Genomic DNA, 18,609 nt, shown 5'->3' with positions numbered 1-18,609 from the left:
CATGGCATTCGAAACCATCCTGTTGGACATCCACGGCAAGGTCGGCCTGATCACCCTCAACCGCCCGCAGGCGCTCAATGCGCTGAACGCGCAGATTGTCGGCGAAATCAACCAGGCCCTGGACCAGCTTGAGCGTGACCCGAACATCGGCTGCGTGGTGCTGACAGGTTCGGCCAAGGCCTTTGCCGCTGGCGCCGACATCAAGGAAATGGCCGAGCTGCAATACCCGCAGATCTACGTTGACGACCTGTTCAGCGATGCCGACCGCATTGCCAACCGCCGCAAGCCGATCATTGCTGCGGTGTCTGGCTTTGCCTTGGGCGGTGGCTGCGAGCTGGCGATGATGTGTGATTTTATCCTGGCCGCCGACAACGCCAAATTCGGCCAGCCGGAAATCAACCTCGGCGTGTTGCCAGGTATGGGTGGTACCCAGCGCCTGACCCGTGCGGTGGGCAAGGCCAAGGCCATGGAGCTGTGCCTGACTGGCCGCCTGATGGGCGCCGAAGAGGCCGAGCGGGCTGGCCTGGTGGCGCGGATTGTGCCGCAGGCGGAGTTGGTGGAAGAGGCGCTGAAGGTGGCGGCGACCATTGCCAGCAAATCGATCCCGGTGAGCATGATGGTCAAGGAAAGCGTCAACCGCGCGTTTGAAGTTACCCTTAGCGAGGGCGTGCGCTTTGAACGTCGAGTGTTCCATGCGGCGTTTTCCACCGAAGACCAGAAAGAAGGCATGGCCGCGTTCATCGCCAAGCGCGAGGCGCAGTTCAAGGACCGTTGATGCTGGCAGGGGATTTTAGCCGGGCCTCCAGGTGCATACCTCGAGACGCCCGGCGCCAGCCCAGCCCGGCCGTCCCCAATGCTACCTCCCTGGCACCGACCAGCGGATTGTAAGCACCTGAAGCAAATTCAGCCCCATTTGCAGTTGCTCCACGCGACGTGGCGCCTTAGACTGCCGCCCCCTGTAAAAGAGTGCCGGTTGGCGCTTGAAGAATTCCGCTGCCGATGCCAAGGCCTCGGCGGCACATGAATCGCCCAAATGCACATTTTTTCATAGAGAAATCGATGACCAAGGAACAGTTGCTGGCCATGTCGGCCGATGACTACATGAACGCCGACCAGCTGGCCTTCTTCACTGAGCTGCTGCAGGCGATGAAAGTCGAAACCCATGAGCGCATCGAGCTCAGCCGCACCACCATCGAAGGCCTGGACACTCCGTCGGACCCTGCCGACGTGGCTTCGGTCGAAGAAGAGCGTAGCTGGCTGGTCAATGCCATCGACCGCGACCAGCGTCTGCTGCCACAGCTGGAAATGGCCCTGGACCGTATTGCCGACGAAAGCTTCGGCTGGTGCGATGACAGCGGTGAGCCGATTGGCCTGAAGCGCCTGCTGATCAGCCCGACCACCAAGTACTGCATCGAAGCCCAGGAGCGCCACGAGCAGCTCGACCGCCACCAGCGCCAGGTATAACCCCGCGCGCGGTGCCAAGCCCCACGGAGCAATCCCTGGGGCTTTTTGCGTTTCTCGCTGGCGCCGTTTTTGTTGCCCCGTGCGTAACACTGCTGTACCGGCATGCGCTGTTTCCTCGCCACGAGCAGGCGTATCATGGCTATATCGTTAGGGTGCTAATTAAGTTCCGGAGGGAATGATGAATAGCCGAGTCGATGTAGCTGTGATGATTGGTTCGGGGGTGCCGGCCACCCTGCAAGCGCTGGGCAAACGCATTTGCTGGGTGGTGCTGGTCAATGGCGAGCGCCGTGGCACTGCATTTGCCACCCGTGAAGAGGCGTTGGAATGCCAGGCCGCCTGGCAGCAACAACTTAAGAAAGGGCTGGCAGCCTGAAAATGTTTATTGCCTCTCGACGGGTTTCGGTGTTTTCGGGCATATTTGTCCTACAGTAATGCGCATCGGGATGCCAGGCCTTGTGTTCTTGCAGGCCCGCTTCCTTGGTTGCGCTTTCTGGCGAGTGATCTCAGGCATCACGCTTCCCACGCCGGGAATGAGCCAAACGCCTTCGGTTGAGGGCGAATCTGGCAAACCAGAGTAAAGATTCCTGCGCGCTGCATCGTCAGCGGGCACAGACATTTCGCATATCGCTTTATTACTCTTTTCGCCTATCGATAAGAAATGGCCGTGCCTCCCCGAGCTTGGGTGAGGGCGGGTTGTAACCGGTTGAGGATTACTTCATTGGCAGTCAGCACTCTTGATACCCATGCATTGTTCGCCCTGGGCGACTTGCGCGGTAAATTGGCCCAACTGTTCCAGGGCCGCTTCATCTATGTCACCGAACAGAATCCAGAAGGCCTGTACATGGCCGAAATCGACACCGAAAGTGCACTGGTGGTCGATGACAAACAACGCCTGGAGCTAAAAGTAGGCGATCATTTTCGCGCCGCCGTGTTGCCCAGCCGTGAAGGTGGCAAGCTGGAAATGCGCTTTCGCGAAATCAAGTTGAATGTGTATGGCGTGGGCGATTACGCCTTCGTTTCGGTGCCGGAAGGCGAGGGCATCGTGTTCCGTGAGGGCCAGGCCGTGATGCTGGTGTTTGCCGCACAGCAGCAAGTGCAGGAAGGCCTTGGCAAGTTGCTCAAGGCGGTGACTGGCAAGGTTGCCAAATGGCGCAAGGGTGAACTGACCACCTTCAAGGCCAGTGAGTGACCGGCGCTGACGATGCACCTGCCTCGCGAGCCGAATTTCATCGGCAGCATCAGGCGGATGCTGTGGCCGAGGCCGAACGTTTGCTGGCCAGGCGTGAAGAACTGCAAAGCACCTGGCTGAGCTGGGTGGCGGGTGAGCTCTACCGGCTCGGCCCACCGCCTTATGTCGCCATGGTCCGGCGGGAGCTGCAGCGCCTCAGCCAAAGGTGAGGCGCAACCTTCAGTTACCGCGGTCGCGACCGCTGCTAACCTCTTCGGGCACCGGCTCTTTCGACATGCGCTTACGGAACAGCGCCGCCCGGGCCAGCAAGAGCGTGGTTACCGGCACTGTGATCGACAGCAGGATCGGAATTAGCCAAGCGTGCAGCACAGGCGCGTCCTTGAGCCAGGAAAAGTAGATGATCGACGCCAGCGCCACGCACCAGGCGCCAATGGTCGAGGCCAGTGCCGGTGGGTGCATCCGCTGGAAGTAGTCTTTCAGGCGTACCAGGCCTATGGCACCCACCAGGGCGAACAGGCTGCCGGTCAGCAGTAGCACGGCAGTGACCACCTCCAGCCAGAAGGGCAGTACCAAGGTTTCGGTCATTCGATCACCTCTCCGCGCAGCAGGAACTTGGCCAAGGCAAACGAGCCGACGAAGCCGAACAGCGCAATCAGCAGGGCACCTTCGAAGTAGGTGTCACTGGCGTAACGGATCCCCAGCACCAGCATGGTCAGCATGGCCAGGATATACAGGTAGTCCAGCGCCAGCACACGGTCCTGGGCGGACGGGCCACGGAACAGCCGGATCAGCGCCAGGCCCATGGCCAGGGCGAAGATGAACAGGCTGGCGAGGACAGCATTGGCGAGCAGGCCTGTCATTGAAAGATCTCCATCAGCGGGCGTTCGTAGGTGTCCTTGAAGTGCTGGATGAAGGCCGCTTCATCGTCCAGGTCGAACACATGCAGCAGCAAGACGCTGCGGTCCAGCGCCAGTTCTGACCAGACTGTGCCGGGCACCACCGTGGTGATCATCGAAAGTGCCGCCAGGCCGTGCGGGTCGCGCAATGCCAGCGGTATGTGCACGAACGCCGAGCGTGGCGGCTGCTTGCCGGCACGCAGTACGCCGCGAGCCACCAGCAGGTTGGAGACGATCACATCGATGCCGACCCGGCCGATCAACCGGGCAATGACCAGCGGCCGACGCACATGGGCATGCTGCGGACGCAACGGTGCCATCAGCAGCGGGGCCAGCACACCCAGTGCGGCGCCCAGCAGCAGATTGCCGGGGCTGACCGAGAGGTTCAGCAACAGCCAGAGGCCGAACAGCGAAACCGATAGCAGCGGGGCGGGGAACAGTCGGTTCATGGCTGCACCTGTACGTCGAGCGAGGTGGGGCCAGGAATCGGCCGGGCGGCCATCACGGCTTCGATGTAGGCGTCCGGCGCCTGCAGGCTGGCGGCGGTGTCCTGGGTGTAGCGCAGCAACGGCTCGGCCTTGAGGCTGAGGACCATGCACAGGCCGAGCAGGATGACGATGGGCAGGCACTCATAGCGGCGTAGCACGGGTGACGGGCGCTCTTCGGGCTTCCAGAAGCGCTGTATGCCCACGCGGCCAAAGGCGATCAGCGACGCCATGCCGGACAGGATCAGCAGTGCCACCAGGCCCCAGCCCGCCGGGCTCAACGGTTGTTCGGCCGGCACGCCCAGGCCGTGCGGGTTGAACAGCGCGCTGATAAGGTTGAGCTTGCCGACAAAGCCCGACAGTGGCGGCATGCCGATGATGAGCAGCGCGCAGGCGATGAAGCTCAGGCCCAGGAAGGCCATGGTCCACGGGATGATCTGGCCGATCACCACCTTTTGCTCGTCGTCGAGGTTGATACCCTTGGGCGGGTGCAGCGACTCCAGCGGGGGCGGCATCACGTCTTCTTCTTCGTCCAGGGGCGCCTCGTTGGCCGAGCGTGAGCGTTCGACCAGTTCGGCGAGCAGGAACAGCGCGCACAGGGCCAGGGTAGAGTTGACCAGGTAGAACAACGCCGCGCCGGTCAGCGCCGCCTGGGCAAAGCCAACCGCGCCGAGCAGGGTGCCAGCCGAGACCAGGATACTGAGGGCTGCCATGCGCTCCAGGCGCTGTGCAGCCAGGATCGATACCGCAGCCATCGCCAGGGTGGCCAAGCCGCCGTATACCAGCCATTCGCCGCCGAAATGCGCCGAGGCCCCCGCCTGCCCGGAGAACAGCAGTGTCCACAGGCGCAGCACGGCATACAGGCCGACTTTGGTCATGATGGCGAACAACGCAGCCACGGGTGCGCTGGCCGAAGCGTAGGCTGGCACCAGCCAGAAGTTCAGCGGCCAGATACCCGCCTTGACCAGGAAGGCCATGGCCAGGATCGCCGCGCCGGCATGCAACAGGCCACGGTCGGCCTCTGGCACCAAGGGAATCTTCAGGGCCAGGTCGGCCATGTTCAGGGTGCCCGTCACGCCATACAGCATGGCGGCGCCAATCAGGAACAGCGACGAGGCGAACAGGTTGATGGCGATGTAGTGCAGGCCGGCGCGTACCCGGGCGCGACCCGAGCCATGCAGCAGCAGGCCATACGACGCGGCCAGCAGTACCTCGAAGAACACGAACAGGTTGAACAGGTCGGCGGTGAGGAAGGCACCGTACAGGCCCATCAGCTGGATCTGAAACAGCGCATGGAAACTGGCCCCGGCACCGTCCCACCGGGCACGGGCAAACAGCAACGCACTGAAGCCGATGACCCCGGTCAGGGTCAGCAGCAGGGCCGACAGGTGGTCCACGACCAGCACGATGCCGAACGGTGCTGGCCAGTTGCCCGGCAGGTAAACGCCGATTGACGCTGCCTGCCCCTGGGTACGCACCCACAGCAGCAGGCTGACGGCAATTGCCAGGCCGGCGAAGGTCGACAGCAGGTTCAGGCGGGCCTTGATCTGCCGGTGCTTTTCACCCAGCAGCAACATGACTGCGGCAGTGACCAGCGGCAGCAGGATAGGCGCAACGATCAGTTGACTCATTCCATTCATTCGTCACGCTCCCGGCCATCCACGTGGTCGGTACCGGTCAGGCCGCGTGAGGCCAGCAACACCACCAGAAACAGCGCGGTCATGGCAAAGCTGATGACGATGGCGGTAAGCACCAGCGCCTGCGGCAGCGGGTCGGTGTAGTGCAGCAGGTCCTGTGTGACGCCGTTCTTGATGATTGGCTCTTTGCCGATGAAGAGGCTGCCCATGCTGAAAATGAACAGGTTGACCCCGTACGACAGCAGGCACAGGCCCATGATGACCTGGTAGGTACGGGGGCGCAGGATCAGCCACACCCCCGAGGCGGCGAGCACGCCGATGGCGACTGCAATCACTTCTTCCATCAGGCGGCTCCTGCTTGGCTGGTTTTCGCCGGGTTGCCCGGGCGGTAAGCGCGCACCGACTGGTGCGCCAGGGCCGTGAGGATCAGCAGGGTCGAGCCGACCACCACGGTGTATACGCCGACATCGAAGAACAGCGCGCTGGCCACGTGCACATCACCCAGCAGTGGCAGGTGCAGGTGGGCAGTATGGGTAGTGAGGAACGGATAGCCCAGCAGCATGGCGCCGACCCCGGTCAGGGTCGCGCACAGCAGCCCGGTGCCCATCCAGCGCAGCGGGCGCAGGCTCATCTGCGCTTCGACCCACTGGGTACCGGCCACCATGTACTGCAGGATGAACGCCACCGACATCACCAGGCCGGCGACAAAGCCGCCGCCCGGTTGGTTGTGACCACGCATGAACAGGTACATCGAGACCAGCAGCGCGACTGGCAGCAGCAGGCGCACCAGCACTGCCGGCACCATCATGAAGCCCAGGGCGGTGTCGGTGGCATGCCGTGGGTTGATCAGGTCGGTGACCACGTCGGGTGCCAGCTGGCGCTGCTGCGCCGGCAGCTGCATGCTCTCTTTGGGTGGGCGGAAGCGGCGCAGCAGGGCGAACACGGTCAGCGCTACGGCCACCAGCACGGTGATTTCACCGAGGGTGTCGAAGCCGCGGAAGTCCACCAGCATCACGTTGACCACGTTGGTGCCGCCGCCTTGGGGCAGCGCACGGCTGAGGTAGAACGACGAGATGTCGTTGGGCGTTGGACGGGTCAGCATGGCGTACGACAGCACGGCCATGCCGCCACCCACCAGCACGGCCAGCAGCAGGTCGCGCAGGCGGCGCATGCGCGCACGCTCCAGGCTACCCGGTAGTGGCGACACGCCTTCGATACGCCGTGGCAGCCAGCGCAGGCCCAGCAGGATCAGCACAGTCGTGACCACTTCCACCACCAGCTGGGTCAGGGCCAGGTCAGGCGCGGAGAACCAGACAAACGTGATGCAGGTCATCAGGCCGCAGACACTGACCATGATCAGTGCCGCCAGGCGGTGGTACTTCGCCTGGTAGGCGGCGCCGATGGCGCAGGCAATGGCGATCAGCCACAGTGCGACGAACACGCCCGAGCCCGGAATTTTCGGCCGGTCGCCCCAGCTCAGCCCGCTGTAGAGCATGGGCGTGAGGCCTGCGAGAAAGGCGGCGACCACCAGCATGAACAGCTGCGATTGCAGGCGGCGAGAGGTGAACAGGCGCTCGACGCGACGCGCCAGCACCATCAGGTGAACTTGCCCGTGCTCGAACAGGCGCTTGCCGTTGAAGCGTTCGATCACCGGCGGGTAGGGGAAGCGGCCCAGGCGCAGCTGCTTGCGCAGCAACAGGTACAGCACGATACCGCCGCTCATGGCCACCAGGCTCATGATCAGCGGTGCGTTCCAGCCATGCCAGATCGCCAGGCTGTACTCCGGCAAGGTGCCGCCTACCACCGGCAGCGCCGCAGCGGCCAGCAGCGGGCCGACCGACTGGGCAGGGAAGATCCCCACCACCAGGCAGGTGAGCACCAGCAGTTCGACCGGCGCACGCATCCAGCGTGGCGGCTCGTGCGGGGTGTGGGGCAGGTCCTGGGCGGTCGGCCCGAAGAACACATCGACGGTAAAGCGCAGGGCATAGGCCACGCTGAAAGTACCGGCCAGGGTGGCGATCACGGGCAGGGTGGCCTCGACCCACGCGGTGGAACTGATGAATACGGTTTCGGCGAAGAACATTTCCTTGGACAGGAAGCCGTTCATCAGCGGCACGCCAGCCATCGAGGCGCTGGCTACCATGGCCAGGGTCGCGGTGTAGGGCACCAGGCGGATAAGGCCGCTGAGCCGACGGATGTCGCGCGTACCGCTTTCATGGTCGATGATGCCGGCTGCCATGAACAGCGAGGCCTTGAACGTGGCATGGTTGAGGATGTGGAATACCGCTGCAACGGCAGCCAGTGGGCTGTTCAGGCCCAGCAGCAGGGTAATCAGGCCCAGGTGGCTGATGGTCGAATAGGCCAGCAGGCCCTTGAGGTCGTTCTGGAACATGGCGGCGAACGCGCCGAGCAGCAGGGTGAGGGCACCGGCACCGCCGACGATCCAGAACCACTCTTCGCTGCCGGAAAGCACCGGCCACAGCCGCGCCAGCAGGAACACCCCGGCCTTGACCATGGTGGCAGAGTGCAAATAGGCCGATACCGGCGTGGGCGCTGCCATGGCGTGGGGCAGCCAGAACTGGAAGGGGAACTGTGCGCTCTTGCTCAGGGCGCCGATGAGAATCAGGGGCAGCAGCACCGGGTACAGCGCATGCTGGCGGATGGTATCGCCGGCAGCCAGGACCTTGTCCAGGTCATAGCTGCCGACCACATGGCCGAGCAGCAGGGCCCCGACCAGCAGGCACAAGCCGCCTGCACCGGTCACCATCAGCGCCATGTACGCACCACGGCGGGCGTCTGCGCGGTGGTGCCAGTAGCCGATCAGCAGGAAGGAGAACAGGCTGGTGAGTTCCCAGAAGAACACCAGCTGAATCAGGTTGCCGGAAATCACCAGGCCAAGCATGGCGCCCATGAAGGCCAGGAAGAAGGCGAAGAAGCGCGGTACCGGGTCTTGCGGTGACATGTAGTAGCGCGCGTACAGCGACACCAGCGTACCGATGCCCAGTACCAGCAGCGAGAACAGCCAGGCGAAGCCGTCCATGCGCAGTACCAGGTTGAGCCCCAGGCTGGGCAGCCACAGGAACTCTTCGCGAATCACACCGCCATGGGCAACCTGGGGATACAGCAGTGCTACCTGGACGGTACCGACCAGGGCTACGAGCCCGGCAAGAATGGACTCGGCGTTACGTGCGTTGTGCGGCAGCACGGCTGCCAGGCAACTGCCCACGAACGGCAGAAGCAATAGCACTATCAATGACATAGCGGCCTATTCTGGAGAAGTTTGCAAAGATCATACGTGCCGAGGGGGTGATCACCAACACGCAAGCTGTCGCAGAATCCTACAAACAGGCTGTGACAAGCTGTTTTTTTATAACATTTGTTTACAAAGCATAGCTGCTGTTATCGACTTCACAGCTCCGCCTGGCGTTCGCCTTCATTCTGTACATCGCGTGCCTCGATGGTTTCGCGCGGTCGGCGCACTTTGAGCTCGCTCACCACCACCGCGATCACGATCAGCAGGCCACCGAGCAGTGCCACGCCCGGCAGGCGTTCGCCCGCCAGGCGCCCGACGATCCCGGCCCACACTGGCTCACCGGCGTAGATGAGCGTGGCCCGGGTAGGCGAAACCGACTTCTGTGCCCAGTTCATCGCCACCTGGATGACTGCGCTCATGGCGCCCAGGCCTACGGCGCTGCCCAGCAGCAGCCAGGAGAAGTCGGGGATACGCTCCTGGGTTGGCACGATCATCAGAAACGCCAGCAATGATGCGGTCGCCAGTTGCACCACGGTAACCCGGCGTACGTCGACCTGGCCGGCGTAGCGGCTGATCAGGATGATTTCGCCGGCGATGGCGACGGCGCTGACCAAGGTGACCACCTCGCCCTCGCTGAAATGCAGGCTGCCGCCTTCCGGCCCGGCCAACAGCATCAGGCCGATGAACGCCAGGCAAATGCCGATGCTGGGCATCAGGCCAGGCCGTCGGCCCAGCACCAGCCACTGCAAAAGCGGCACGAACGGCACGTACAGCGCAGTGATGAACGCCGATTGGCTGCTGCTGATGGTTTGCAGGCCCATGGTTTGCAAGCCATAGCCGAGCATGATCGATACACCGATCAGCATGCCGGCCTTGAGCTCGGTGAAGGTCAGCCCGGGCAATGCCCGCGCCGAGACCACGCCCACGAACAGTGCGGCTGCAGCAAAGCGCAAGCCGACGAAGAACATCGGGCCGCTGACGGTCATCACGTTGTGCACCAGCAGGAAGGTGCCGCCCCACAACATGGTGATGAAGACCAGCACCAGTTCAGCCTTGCTCAGGCGAAAGGTTACGGTGGGGGTCGGTTTGTTGCTGGCCTGGCTCATGGTCTTGCGCACTCGGAGGGAGCGGCGCACAATCGCCGCAAAGTGGGCAGTATACTGCGCAATCTCGACCAGTGAGCAATATAGTGCACAAAGATTCTGCGCATCGCGCATCGGTGCTTCAACATGTCAGCCTCAATGTGCGCCGCCTGCGCAACGCGGCTGGCATGAGCCAGACGACGTTGGCCGAGCGCTCCGGGGTTAGCCGGCGCATGCTGGTGGCGATCGAGGCGGGGGAAAAGAACGTCAGCCTGACCACGCTGGATTTGATCGCCGAAGCCTTGGGGGTGGCATTCAGTACCTTGATCCAGGCGCCTGATCGGCGTGATCCCGGGCGCATCGAAGAGCTGGCCTGGGCGGGGGAGCATCCGCAGAGCCGGGCAGTGTTGCTTGGCACCAGCCCGGCGCGGCGCGAGGTGGAGCTGTGGGCGTGGACCCTGGCGCCGGGTGAGTGCTATTCCAGCGAGGCCGATGCCGAAGGCTGGAGCGAGCAGATTTATGTGGCTGAAGGGCAGCTGACGTTGATCATCGAAGGGGTCGAGCATCGTCTGCTGGTGGGGCAGTTCCATGTGTTTCCCAGCAACTGCCGGTATGCATACCGTAATGATGGGGCGGTGGCGGTGCGGTTCGTGCGTAATGTGGTGATTTGAGCCTGCAAGCTTTGGGGCTGATGCATAGCCCCAAAGCTTTCGAGCCGATCAGCCTTGAAGCAACTCATCGGTCCTCACGACCTTGGCATAGGCAAATGCCAGCGCCGCCATCGCCGAATCATGAACCTGCGCCGCCGCTACCTGCCTGCCGTCGAACGCCAGCGGCAGGGTCGCACAGGCATCGTGCGCCACGGTCACCTCGTAACCCAGGTCGGCCGCAGCCCGGGTGGCGGCATCGATGCACATATGGCTCATGCTGCCGACGATGGTCAGGGCCTCGACGCCATGCCGGTCCAGCGTGTGCTCAAGGTCGGTACCGAGGAAGGCGTTGACCTTGTGCTTGAGCACCACCGGTTCGCCTGCTGCCGGTTCGACCTTGGAGTGGATCGCCGAACCCTGCGAGCCCGGTGCAAAGAAGGGGGCATCGGCGCTGTCGAACTCATGGCGCACATGCACCACCAGGTCGCCGCGCTGGCGTGCGGCTGCCAGCAACCGTGCAGCGTTGTCGGCCGCCTGGTCGGCGCCATCGAGGGTCCATTTGCCGCCCGGGAAATAGTCGTTCTGGATGTCGATGATGATCAGCGCCTGCTTGCTCATGCTGCCTCCTGTGGCAGTAGTCGTTGGTAGGCGTTAGTTATAGGCTGTGTGCACGAATCTGAGGATTGGCGCGAACGACACTATGCGGGCAAAAACTGACATCCCCGCCAGCCTGGACATCGGCCTGCTGCTGTACCCCGGCGTGCAGCGCGCGGCCGTATATGGCCTTGCCGACCTGTTCCTGGTGGCCAACCGGGTTGCAGCCGAACTGGGGGCTGTCGAGCTGCCGCACATTCGTGTCAGCTTCTGGCAGGCCGACGAGGCAGGGCAGTTGCTGCCAGCCCCGGATAGCTCCGCGGCGGCTGCTCCGGGCCTGGGTGTATTGATCATTCCACCCAGCCTGGAGTCGGCCCCGCAAGCCGAGCTGCTTGACCGTCACCGCGCGTCCCTGTGCCAGTTGCACGGGCGCGGTACGGTGCTGGCGTCGGTTTGCATCGGGGTGTTTTTCATTGCCGCCAGTGGGCTACTCGACGGGCGCCCGGCCTGCACCCACTGGAACTATGTGCATGCCCTGGCCCAGCGCTTCCCCAAGGTGCGGGTAGAGGCGCGGCAGCCGTTGCTGGACGACGGCGATATCGTGACCTCGGCAGGGTTGATGGCCTGGACTGACCTGGGCTTGCGCCTGCTGGAGCGATTTCTTGGGGCGACGGTGGCGCGAGAGACCGCTCGCTACCTGGCCGTTGAGCCGACGACAGCCCCCTTGCCCGGGGCGCTGTTCAGTCCGCGCCTGGACCACGGCGACGAGGCCGTGTTGAAGGTGCAACATTGGTTGCAGGGCAATGGCGGGCAGGAGGCTGACCTTGCGGCGATGGCTGCGTGCGCGGGGCTGGAAGCGCGTACGTTCCTGCGGCGCTTTCGTGCCGCCACCGGGATGCGCCCGACCGAGTATTGCCAGCAGGTGAGGGTCGGGCGAGCCTGCCGTTTGCTGGAGTTCACACGGCGCAACGTCGAACAGATTGCCTGGGGTGTCGGGTACCAGGACCCGGGAGCGTTTCGCAAGGTGTTTCAGCGCATTACCGGCCTGACCCCAAGTGACTACCGGCGGCGTTTTGCGGTATCAGGCCAGGGTGCGCATAAACCCCTTGACCTTGACTTTACTTGAGGTTTTACCCTGCTCGGCATCCCGCTGCATGCGTCCGTTACCAGGAGACCGCCGATGTCGGCCAACCCTAATGCCCTTTGGTTCACCCAGATGATCGAATACGAAGTGCCCAGCATGTGCCAGCAAGCATTGGCTCAGGCCTTGGTGGCGCGAAGCGAAGAGCTTGCTGCGCGCTGTGAAGGGCTGCAGGGGGTCAGTGTCCAGGCCAGTGACGATGGCAGCCGGGTGCTGCAATACCTGCAATGGCAATCACGCCAGGCCTGGTCGGTGGCGGCCGTGCACTTCGTCGAGGAGCCCTTCCTTGAGCTGCTGGGGCAGCATCAGGCGCGCGGGGTGCACTTTGCAGCCTACCAGACGCTGCGCAGTCTGGTTCGCGGCGCCGATGGCGGCCTGCATTGTCAGGTGGGCGAGCTTCAGGCATACCAAGGCGCGTAATGCGGGTAGCGGTCCAGTCGGGCACCGATGACCATTTCGCTGATCCATGCTGCCAGGATCGAGCTGTAGGCTTTCTGGCTCTCTTCGCTGGACAGCGCGTGATCGGCCCCGTCGACGATGCGATGGGTGAGCGAATGGGCGCTGACGAATGCCGAGCGGTAGCTCATCAGTGTGCTGTGCGGTACATAGTCGTCCTGTTCGGACTCTACCAGCAAGACGTCCCCTCCGAACTCGGCGCACGCTGCCAGTGCACGGTTGTCAGCCGGGCCAAGCGATTGCTGCCGGTAGGCGTTCAGGCGTTGGCGGTCGAGGGTTTGCTTGGGGGTGTTCCATTCGTCGTCCCAATACATGGCGGGTACCCGCAGGGCCAGCCATTTGACGGACCGTTCGCGGGTCAGCAGCGTTGCCAGGTAGCCGCCATAACTGCTGCCGATGAGGGCGATGGCGCTACTGTCCACGGCTGGATGGCTCAGCAGCCGGTCGTAGGCCACCATCAGGTCATGCAGGTTTTGTTCACGCGTGACTGTCAGGCGTTGGCTTTCGGTCTTTTCGTGCCCGCGAAGGTCGAAGGTCATGCACACGCAGCCCAGTCCGGTGATGTGCCGGGCCCGGGCCAGATCACGCTGCTGGCTTCCGCCCCAACCGTGCACGAAGAGGATGCCCGGCATCTTGCTGCCGGGGCTGACCAGGGTGCCGACAATGCTGTCGTTGTCGACTTGCAGTTCAACGGTTTCACTCTGAACGGCCATGTTCGCGAATCCGTGCAAATTTGCTGAATTGTCCGAGTTCACTGTCGTTTCCTTGGTAGAAGAGGGTGGCATCAGCGGGCAGGTCGGGCGTGCCGAACACTTCGTGGGTGGAGGCACGCACCTGCTGCAATGCCGGGTCATCGGCAAATGCCTGCAGGGCCAGCAGCTCGGCACTGCTGGCACCGCCCAGGCGCCAGGATTGCTCGAGCACACCGCTACGTAGGTGGCCTTGAGGGCTCAGGCCGCGAGCGATGTCGTAGTTGCGCCGTGAGGCGATGAAGCCAGGGAAGTGCTGCTCGGCAGCCTGCTCGTAGGTGATGGCCTGGTTGATCGCCAGACGCAGGTGGTCTTCCAGGGGGAGTTGCAGCAGCGCCTGATAGTCGCCACGTACCACCACAAGGTCGGAGCCGCCATACACCTCGATGCCCTGGTGGTCATGGGTCAGCTGTTGGGTACCGTGATAGCTGCATGTCAGCCCCGCGACGCGCACTTGGCCGACGCTGAAGGTTTTTACGTCATTGAGGTCTTCTTCGAGTACCAGCCCCCACACTGCCAGCGCCTGTTCGTCCATATCGGCCAGCAGGGGTTCCAGTGCGTCTGCAGTGCTGATGACCGCTTGTCCGCGGCCTGCGGTAGCCAGCACCGGCTTGACCCGTAGCGGGCCGTCGAGCAGCAGCAACTGTGCGGCAGTGCGCGCATCAGCTTTGCTGAACACGGTGTAGCCGCGCAGCAGGGCGTCACTCGCTTGTTGGGCGAAGGCGTCAGTCCAGCCCGGTGGGAAGCTGGCCTTGGCCGGCAACGGGTGGGAGATTGCCTTGGTCGCCATGTGGGGGTAGGACACCAGGCCGCCAAACAGGTCCTGTTCGCCAAGAATACCCAGGGCGGCATAGCGCCGGGGGTCGATCAGGGTCTCGGTGGGCACGTAGTAGTAGCCGTCGTTGGCCTTGGCCTGCTGCCTGGGCACATGTGGACAACCCAGCAGGCGGGCGAGGCCGTCGGCAAGCTTGAGGTGCACGGCATGCTCATGCTCGGGCGTATGTTCGCGGGTGTCGAGCAACACCACGCCGGTTTTCGAATGCCAGGCACTGGGCATGGTCATTTGCCTGTGGGCAGTGAGTGTACTGTGTGTGAAGCCGGCACTTTGCGGAAGTTCAGCGGGACTTGATCGGTGGTCCTGAGCGCGTTGTAGGAAGTGTCTGATTGGCGCAAGGCGTGGCGGGCAATCCATGCCGTGTCCTGGTCGTCACGATTGCAGGGTTCTGGCGGCTGTTCCATTATCGGCACATTGGATCAACCGTGATGTAGCCGCAGGAGAGCGCATGAACGTCCAGACCACCCTTGAGCAAAGCGTGCCACAGCGCCTGGCACGCGTGCGCCAGGCCATGGCGGCAGAGGGCATCGATGCCTTGCTGGTACCTTCGGCCGACCCCCACCTTTCCGAATACCTGCCCGGTTACTGGCAGGGGCGTCAGTGGCTCTCGGGTTTCCACGGCTCGGTCGGCACATTGGTGGTCACCCCCGGGTTCGCCGGGCTGTGGGTCGACAGCCGCTACTGGGAGCAGGCCGAGCATGAACTGGCAGACAGCGGCATTGAGCTGATGAAACTGTTGCCGGGCAAACCCGGGGCGTTGGAGTGGCTGGGCGATAATGTAGCGCCCGACGGTAGCGTCGCGGTAGATGGTGCGGTCCTGGCGCTGGCCTCGGCGCGACAACTGGGTGAGCGGCTGAAGTCTCGCGGCGCTCGGCTGGTCACCGACAAGGATCTGTTGGGGCAAGTCTGGGATGGGCGCCCGGCGCTGCCGGGTAACCCGGTGTACCAGCATTTACCGCCGCATGCGACGGTGAGCCGAGCGGAAAAACTCGCGCAGTTGCGTCAGGGCATGCTGGCCAAGGGCGCCGACTGGCATTTCATTGCCACCCTTGATGACATCGCATGGCTGTTCAACCTGCGCGGCAGTGATGTCTCCTATAACCCGGTGTTTCTGGCCTTTGCGTTGATCAATGAGAAGCAGGCCATTCTGTTCGTGGGTCAGGACAAGGTGGACGCGCATTTGCGCCAAGTGCTGGCAGTCGACGGCATCGAGGTACGCGACTACAGCGAGGCTGGCAAGGCCTTAGGTGCCGTACCGGCCGGCAGCAGGTTGCTGGTGGACCCGGCACGGGTCACCTGTGGCCTGCTGGAAAACCGTTCGGCAGAGGTCGTGCTGATCGAGGGGATCAATCCCACCACCCTGAGCAAGTCATGCAAAGGTGATGAAGACCTGGTTCACATCCGTCAGGTCATGGAGCAGGACGGTGCTGCCTTGTGCGAATTCTTCACCTGGTTCGAGGCCAGCCTGGGCAATGAGAAAATCACCGAGCTGACGATCGACGAGCAACTGAGCGCAGCGCGTGCCCGGCGCCCGGGTTTCGTATCGCTGAGTTTTTCGACCATTGCTGCCTTCAATGGCAACGGTGCCATGCCGCATTACCGCGCTACCGAGCAGTCGCACGCGGTCATCGAGGGCGACGGGCTTTTGCTAATCGATTCGGGCGGGCAGTACCTGGGTGGCACCACCGACATCACACGCATGGTGCCTGTGGGCAACCCCAGCCACCAGCAGAAGCAGGATTGCACCCGGGTACTCAAGGGCATGATTGCCCTGTCGCGTGCCACCTTTCCGCGTGGGGTGCTGTCGCCGTTGCTCGACGCCATTGCTCGTGCGCCGATCTGGGCAGACCAGGTGGATTACGGCCACGGTACCGGGCATGGGGTAGGCTACTTCATGAATGTGCATGAAGGGCCGCAGGTAATTGCCTACCAGGCGGCACCTGCACCGCAGACGGCGATGCAGGCGGGCATGATCAGCTCGATCGAGCCAGGTACGTATCGCCCGGGGCAATGGGGTGTACGCATCGAGAACCTGGTGGTCAATCGTGAAGCCGGCAAGAGTGCATTTGGCGACTTCCTGAACTTCGAGACGTTGACACTGTGCCCGATCGACACCCGGTGCCTGCTAGCCGAACAGCTGTCAAAAGAAGAGGTGGAGTGGTTGAACCGCTATCACGCCACGGTGCGTGAGCGCCTGGCTCCGTTGCTCAAGGGGGACGCCTTGGCCTGGCTGGAAAGGCGTACCACGTCGCTGTAACAGCGTATGAAAAGGGCAGCTCGTGAGCTGCCCTTTTTCTACTTGCAGATGACGATCATGCTGCGGCTGGTGTAACCCGCCGGGTTGATGCCGAACAAGTAATCGCCGGCTTCTTCATCGCTGTCGCCCGAGCGTGCGATGACCCGATAGCCGCGCGTGCTGCAAGAGCTCGCGGCTTTGCTGTAGCAGTTGTCCCACGAAGAGGAAAGGCCGGAGCAGTTGATATGCAGGCCCTTCTTGCCCCTCTTGACCTCAGTCTTGGCCGTGGCGGCACATCCAGCAATAGCCAAGATGGCCAGGATGAGAAAAATACGTTTCATTCCTGTCCTTAAATGCAGGGCCGATCAGCTGTCGTCTAGCCCTGTCGTTATCGCTTCGGTTCTTCCTGAAATTTCCCCAGCGTCCCTGTTCGGTCCAGTAGATAGCGTAAAGATGATGATTCTGTGACAGCTTAATCAGCGAGACGGGTCGCTACAATCTTTAATCCTGTCTCAAATGAAAATATTTCTCATATCAGTCTGCTGCGACGGCTGGGGCGGGCTCCTTGCGCATGGACAGCGTGGTGCCGACAGAGGCCGTGATGATTGCCAGAATCGCCAGCCATTGGGTAACCGTCAGCACTTCGCCCAGGAAAAGAAGGCCGGACAACGCCCCGAACGCCGGTTCGATGCTCATCAGGGTGCCGAAGGTGCGAGCCGGAATGCGCGTGAGGGCAACCATCTCCAGGCTGTAGGGCAGTGCTGTGGACAGTATCGCCACGCCCAGCGCCATGGGGATGACCGCGGGCGTGAGCAGCGCACTGCCCGCGTGGACAATGCCGATGGGGGCGACGAACAGTGCAGCGACCACCACGCCGAGCGCGGCGCTCTGGATGCCGTGTTCGGCCCCGGCACGCTGCCCGAACAGAATGTACAGGGCCCAGCACACGCCAGCACCCAGCGCGTAAGCAGCACCGGCCGGGTCGAGTGCCTGGCCACTGTGCCCTGCAGGCAGCAACAACAGCAAGCCGGCGATGGCCAGGGCAATCCACAGGAAGTCGATTGGCCGGCGTGAAGAGAAGATCGCAACGGCGAGCGGCCCGGTGAACTCCAGTGCAACGGCAATGCCGATGGGCACCGTTTGCAGCGCCATATAGAAGAGGAAATTCATGCCACCCAGGGCCATGCCATAGATGACCACGTTACGCAGGGTGTTGGCGGTCATGCGTACCCGCCACGGGCGCAATATAAGCAGCATGATGATGCTGGCGAAAATCAGGCGCAGGGCGGTGGTGCCTTGTGCGCCGATAATGGGGAACATGCTTTTGGCCAGGGAGGCACCCGATTGAATCGATGCCATGGCGATAAGCAGCAGCCCAATCGGGAAGAGGGTGGCGGCCAGGCTGCGGGGCTGGGTGTTCATGTCTGTGCGGCGATCCTTGGGCGGGGTGGGTGATGAGCAATATAGTGCGCAATTGATGGGGTGCGTGATAGCCCTGAAGCGCCTTCGGCATAAATATTTCAAAACATTGAAATTAAGGGTTGACCTCCTCAGAGCCGTCCCTATAATGCGCACCACTCCAACGCGGTAGCGAAGCAAAGCTAGCCACCCTGTTGAGTCAAGTGTTTGAAGCTAAACGAGTTTCTCGCAAAAACTTCAAAATAAACGCTTGACAGGCTCTGAGGAAAGCGTAGAATGCGCGCCTCGGTTGAGACGAAAAGCTCTTAACCAAACGCTCTTTAACAAATCGAATCAAGCAATTCGTGTGGGTGCTTGTGAGTACGGACTGATAGTCAAAAAGATTATCAGCATCACAAGTGGCCATGCGAGAAATCACATAGTCATTTGAGATTGCTGAGCCAAGTTTAGGGTTTCTTAAAAACCCAAGCAGTATTGAACTGAAGAGTTTGATCATGGCTCAGATTGAACGCTGGCGGCAGGC

General features: G+C 62.6%; 21 protein-coding genes. 9 read left to right on the top strand and 12 right to left on the bottom strand.

Annotated elements, in window-relative coordinates; all coding sequences use genetic code 11:
* The first annotated feature begins 1 nt into the window (after position 1).
* The 5 genes from B9A31_RS25720 to B9A31_RS25700 all read left to right on the top strand — a co-directional run bounded on the left by B9A31_RS25720 (position 2) and on the right by B9A31_RS25700 (position 2,862).
* Complete coding sequence (locus tag B9A31_RS25720) at positions 2-775, top strand: enoyl-CoA hydratase (RefSeq protein ID WP_003250095.1); 774 nt, start codon at positions 2-4, stop codon at positions 773-775.
* 284 nt (positions 776-1,059) lie between these two features.
* On the top strand, positions 1,060-1,464 hold the full coding sequence (locus B9A31_RS25715) for a TraR/DksA family transcriptional regulator (protein ID WP_003250099.1): 405 nt from the start codon (positions 1,060-1,062) through the stop codon (positions 1,462-1,464).
* Positions 1,465-1,642: 178 nt separating this feature from the next.
* Positions 1,643-1,837 (top strand): hypothetical protein, encoded by a 195-nt coding sequence (locus B9A31_RS25710; RefSeq protein ID WP_012271507.1) that lies wholly within the window; start codon positions 1,643-1,645, stop codon positions 1,835-1,837.
* Positions 1,838-2,182: 345 nt separating this feature from the next.
* Positions 2,183-2,653 carry a hypothetical protein gene (locus B9A31_RS25705; protein WP_025754423.1) on the top strand — a complete coding sequence of 157 codons (471 nt, stop codon included), beginning with the start codon at positions 2,183-2,185 and terminating at the stop codon, positions 2,651-2,653.
* Positions 2,650-2,862 (top strand): hypothetical protein, encoded by a 213-nt coding sequence (locus tag B9A31_RS25700; RefSeq protein WP_016714984.1) that lies wholly within the window; start codon positions 2,650-2,652, stop codon positions 2,860-2,862. The genes B9A31_RS25705 and B9A31_RS25700 overlap by 4 nt, the downstream gene beginning before the upstream one ends.
* 10 nt (positions 2,863-2,872) lie before the next feature.
* Here the strand turns inward: B9A31_RS25700 and B9A31_RS25695 are convergent, their stop codons facing one another.
* From B9A31_RS25695 to B9A31_RS25665, 7 genes are all read right to left on the bottom strand, one after another.
* Positions 2,873-3,238 carry a Na+/H+ antiporter subunit G gene (locus tag B9A31_RS25695; RefSeq protein WP_016714985.1) on the bottom strand — a complete coding sequence of 122 codons (366 nt, stop codon included), beginning with the start codon at positions 3,236-3,238 and terminating at the stop codon, positions 2,873-2,875.
* Complete coding sequence (locus tag B9A31_RS25690; protein WP_003250109.1) at positions 3,235-3,513, bottom strand: K+/H+ antiporter subunit F; 279 nt, start codon at positions 3,511-3,513, stop codon at positions 3,235-3,237. The genes B9A31_RS25695 and B9A31_RS25690 overlap by 4 nt, the downstream gene beginning before the upstream one ends.
* Positions 3,510-3,998 (bottom strand): Na+/H+ antiporter subunit E, encoded by a 489-nt coding sequence (locus tag B9A31_RS25685; RefSeq protein WP_019098773.1) that lies wholly within the window; start codon positions 3,996-3,998, stop codon positions 3,510-3,512. The genes B9A31_RS25690 and B9A31_RS25685 overlap by 4 nt, the downstream gene beginning before the upstream one ends.
* Complete coding sequence (locus B9A31_RS25680; RefSeq protein WP_019098774.1) at positions 3,995-5,674, bottom strand: monovalent cation/H+ antiporter subunit D; 1,680 nt, start codon at positions 5,672-5,674, stop codon at positions 3,995-3,997. The genes B9A31_RS25685 and B9A31_RS25680 overlap by 4 nt, the downstream gene beginning before the upstream one ends.
* Positions 5,671-6,015, bottom strand: coding sequence for a Na+/H+ antiporter subunit C (locus tag B9A31_RS25675; protein WP_019098775.1), 345 nt, complete (start codon positions 6,013-6,015; stop codon positions 5,671-5,673). The genes B9A31_RS25680 and B9A31_RS25675 overlap by 4 nt, the downstream gene beginning before the upstream one ends.
* Complete coding sequence (locus B9A31_RS25670; protein ID WP_019098776.1) at positions 6,015-8,930, bottom strand: monovalent cation/H+ antiporter subunit A; 2,916 nt, start codon at positions 8,928-8,930, stop codon at positions 6,015-6,017. Before B9A31_RS25670 ends, B9A31_RS25675 begins: the two co-directional genes overlap by 1 nt.
* 149 nt (positions 8,931-9,079) lie before the next feature.
* A complete protein-coding gene (locus B9A31_RS25665) occupies positions 9,080-10,030 on the bottom strand; it encodes a DMT family transporter (protein WP_019098777.1) in 951 nt (316 codons plus the stop codon).
* Positions 10,031-10,113: 83 nt separating this feature from the next.
* Between B9A31_RS25665 and B9A31_RS25660 the strand changes: the two genes are divergently transcribed.
* On the top strand, positions 10,114-10,677 hold the full coding sequence (locus B9A31_RS25660) for a helix-turn-helix domain-containing protein (RefSeq protein ID WP_019098778.1): 564 nt from the start codon (positions 10,114-10,116) through the stop codon (positions 10,675-10,677).
* Between the two features lie 48 nt (positions 10,678-10,725).
* On the opposite strand, the gene B9A31_RS25655 is transcribed toward B9A31_RS25660, so the two are convergent.
* Positions 10,726-11,274 carry a cysteine hydrolase family protein gene (locus B9A31_RS25655; protein ID WP_019098779.1) on the bottom strand — a complete coding sequence of 183 codons (549 nt, stop codon included), beginning with the start codon at positions 11,272-11,274 and terminating at the stop codon, positions 10,726-10,728.
* Between the two features lie 82 nt (positions 11,275-11,356).
* Here B9A31_RS25655 and B9A31_RS25650 point away from each other — a divergent pair, with 82 nt between their 5' ends.
* Both B9A31_RS25650 and B9A31_RS25645 read left to right on the top strand, forming a co-directional pair.
* Positions 11,357-12,376, top strand: a complete 1,020-nt coding sequence (locus tag B9A31_RS25650; protein WP_025754420.1) for a GlxA family transcriptional regulator — start codon at positions 11,357-11,359, stop codon at positions 12,374-12,376.
* 54 nt (positions 12,377-12,430) lie between these two features.
* Positions 12,431-12,811, top strand: a complete 381-nt coding sequence (locus B9A31_RS25645; protein WP_025754419.1) for an antibiotic biosynthesis monooxygenase — start codon at positions 12,431-12,433, stop codon at positions 12,809-12,811.
* On the opposite strand, the gene B9A31_RS25640 is transcribed toward B9A31_RS25645, so the two are convergent.
* Together B9A31_RS25640 and B9A31_RS25635 are read right to left on the bottom strand one after the other, a co-directional pair.
* Positions 12,790-13,560: an alpha/beta hydrolase family protein gene (locus B9A31_RS25640; protein ID WP_025754418.1), complete on the bottom strand. Its 771-nt coding sequence runs from the start codon at positions 13,558-13,560 to the stop codon at positions 12,790-12,792. The genes B9A31_RS25645 and B9A31_RS25640 overlap by 22 nt on opposite strands.
* Positions 13,544-14,659, bottom strand: a complete 1,116-nt coding sequence (locus B9A31_RS25635; RefSeq protein WP_027609689.1) for a DUF3182 family protein — start codon at positions 14,657-14,659, stop codon at positions 13,544-13,546. Before B9A31_RS25635 ends, B9A31_RS25640 begins: the two co-directional genes overlap by 17 nt.
* Before the next feature lie 220 nt (positions 14,660-14,879).
* Between B9A31_RS25635 and B9A31_RS25630 the strand changes: the two genes are divergently transcribed.
* Positions 14,880-16,688, top strand: a complete 1,809-nt coding sequence (locus B9A31_RS25630) for an aminopeptidase P family protein (protein ID WP_084297512.1) — start codon at positions 14,880-14,882, stop codon at positions 16,686-16,688.
* Positions 16,689-16,726: 38 nt separating this feature from the next.
* On the opposite strand, the gene B9A31_RS25625 is transcribed toward B9A31_RS25630, so the two are convergent.
* Both B9A31_RS25625 and rhtA read right to left on the bottom strand, forming a co-directional pair.
* Entirely contained in the window at positions 16,727-17,008 is a 282-nt protein-coding gene (locus tag B9A31_RS25625) for a hypothetical protein (protein ID WP_016714998.1), read from the bottom strand.
* A gap of 193 nt (positions 17,009-17,201) precedes the next feature.
* Positions 17,202-18,089 carry a threonine/homoserine exporter RhtA gene (gene rhtA, locus B9A31_RS25620; RefSeq protein ID WP_019098784.1) on the bottom strand — a complete coding sequence of 296 codons (888 nt, stop codon included), beginning with the start codon at positions 18,087-18,089 and terminating at the stop codon, positions 17,202-17,204.
* Positions 18,090-18,609 lie beyond the last annotated feature (520 nt).

It is taken from the genome of Pseudomonas sp. URIL14HWK12:I5 (genome assembly GCF_900176445.1).
Lineage (GTDB): Bacteria > Pseudomonadota > Gammaproteobacteria > Pseudomonadales > Pseudomonadaceae > Aquipseudomonas > Aquipseudomonas monteilii.
This window is presented reverse-complemented; position numbering and strand designations above follow the sequence as displayed.

Coding starts and splice junctions, on each gene's coding strand:
- B9A31_RS25640 (WP_025754418.1), bottom strand. CDS start 13,560: ATGGCCGTTCAGAGTGAAACCGTTGAACTGCAAGTCGACAACGACAGC.
- B9A31_RS25625 (WP_016714998.1), bottom strand. CDS start 17,008: ATGAAACGTATTTTTCTCATCCTGGCCATCTTGGCTATTGCTGGATGT.
- B9A31_RS25670 (WP_019098776.1), bottom strand. CDS start 8,930: ATGTCATTGATAGTGCTATTGCTTCTGCCGTTCGTGGGCAGTTGCCTG.
- B9A31_RS25695 (WP_016714985.1), bottom strand. CDS start 3,238: ATGACCGAAACCTTGGTACTGCCCTTCTGGCTGGAGGTGGTCACTGCC.
- B9A31_RS25675 (WP_019098775.1), bottom strand. CDS start 6,015: ATGGAAGAAGTGATTGCAGTCGCCATCGGCGTGCTCGCCGCCTCGGGG.
- B9A31_RS25720 (WP_003250095.1), top strand. CDS start 2: ATGGCATTCGAAACCATCCTGTTGGACATCCACGGCAAGGTCGGCCTG.
- B9A31_RS25655 (WP_019098779.1), bottom strand. CDS start 11,274: ATGAGCAAGCAGGCGCTGATCATCATCGACATCCAGAACGACTATTTC.
- B9A31_RS25680 (WP_019098774.1), bottom strand. CDS start 5,674: ATGAATGGAATGAGTCAACTGATCGTTGCGCCTATCCTGCTGCCGCTG.
- B9A31_RS25690 (WP_003250109.1), bottom strand. CDS start 3,513: ATGACAGGCCTGCTCGCCAATGCTGTCCTCGCCAGCCTGTTCATCTTC.
- B9A31_RS25635 (WP_027609689.1), bottom strand. CDS start 14,659: ATGACCATGCCCAGTGCCTGGCATTCGAAAACCGGCGTGGTGTTGCTC.
- B9A31_RS25630 (WP_084297512.1), top strand. CDS start 14,880: ATGAACGTCCAGACCACCCTTGAGCAAAGCGTGCCACAGCGCCTGGCA.
- B9A31_RS25715 (WP_003250099.1), top strand. CDS start 1,060: ATGACCAAGGAACAGTTGCTGGCCATGTCGGCCGATGACTACATGAAC.
- B9A31_RS25710 (WP_012271507.1), top strand. CDS start 1,643: ATGAATAGCCGAGTCGATGTAGCTGTGATGATTGGTTCGGGGGTGCCG.
- B9A31_RS25685 (WP_019098773.1), bottom strand. CDS start 3,998: ATGAACCGACTGTTCCCCGCCCCGCTGCTATCGGTTTCGCTGTTCGGC.
- B9A31_RS25665 (WP_019098777.1), bottom strand. CDS start 10,030: ATGAGCCAGGCCAGCAACAAACCGACCCCCACCGTAACCTTTCGCCTG.
- B9A31_RS25645 (WP_025754419.1), top strand. CDS start 12,431: ATGTCGGCCAACCCTAATGCCCTTTGGTTCACCCAGATGATCGAATAC.
- B9A31_RS25650 (WP_025754420.1), top strand. CDS start 11,357: ATGCGGGCAAAAACTGACATCCCCGCCAGCCTGGACATCGGCCTGCTG.
- rhtA (WP_019098784.1), bottom strand. CDS start 18,089: ATGAACACCCAGCCCCGCAGCCTGGCCGCCACCCTCTTCCCGATTGGG.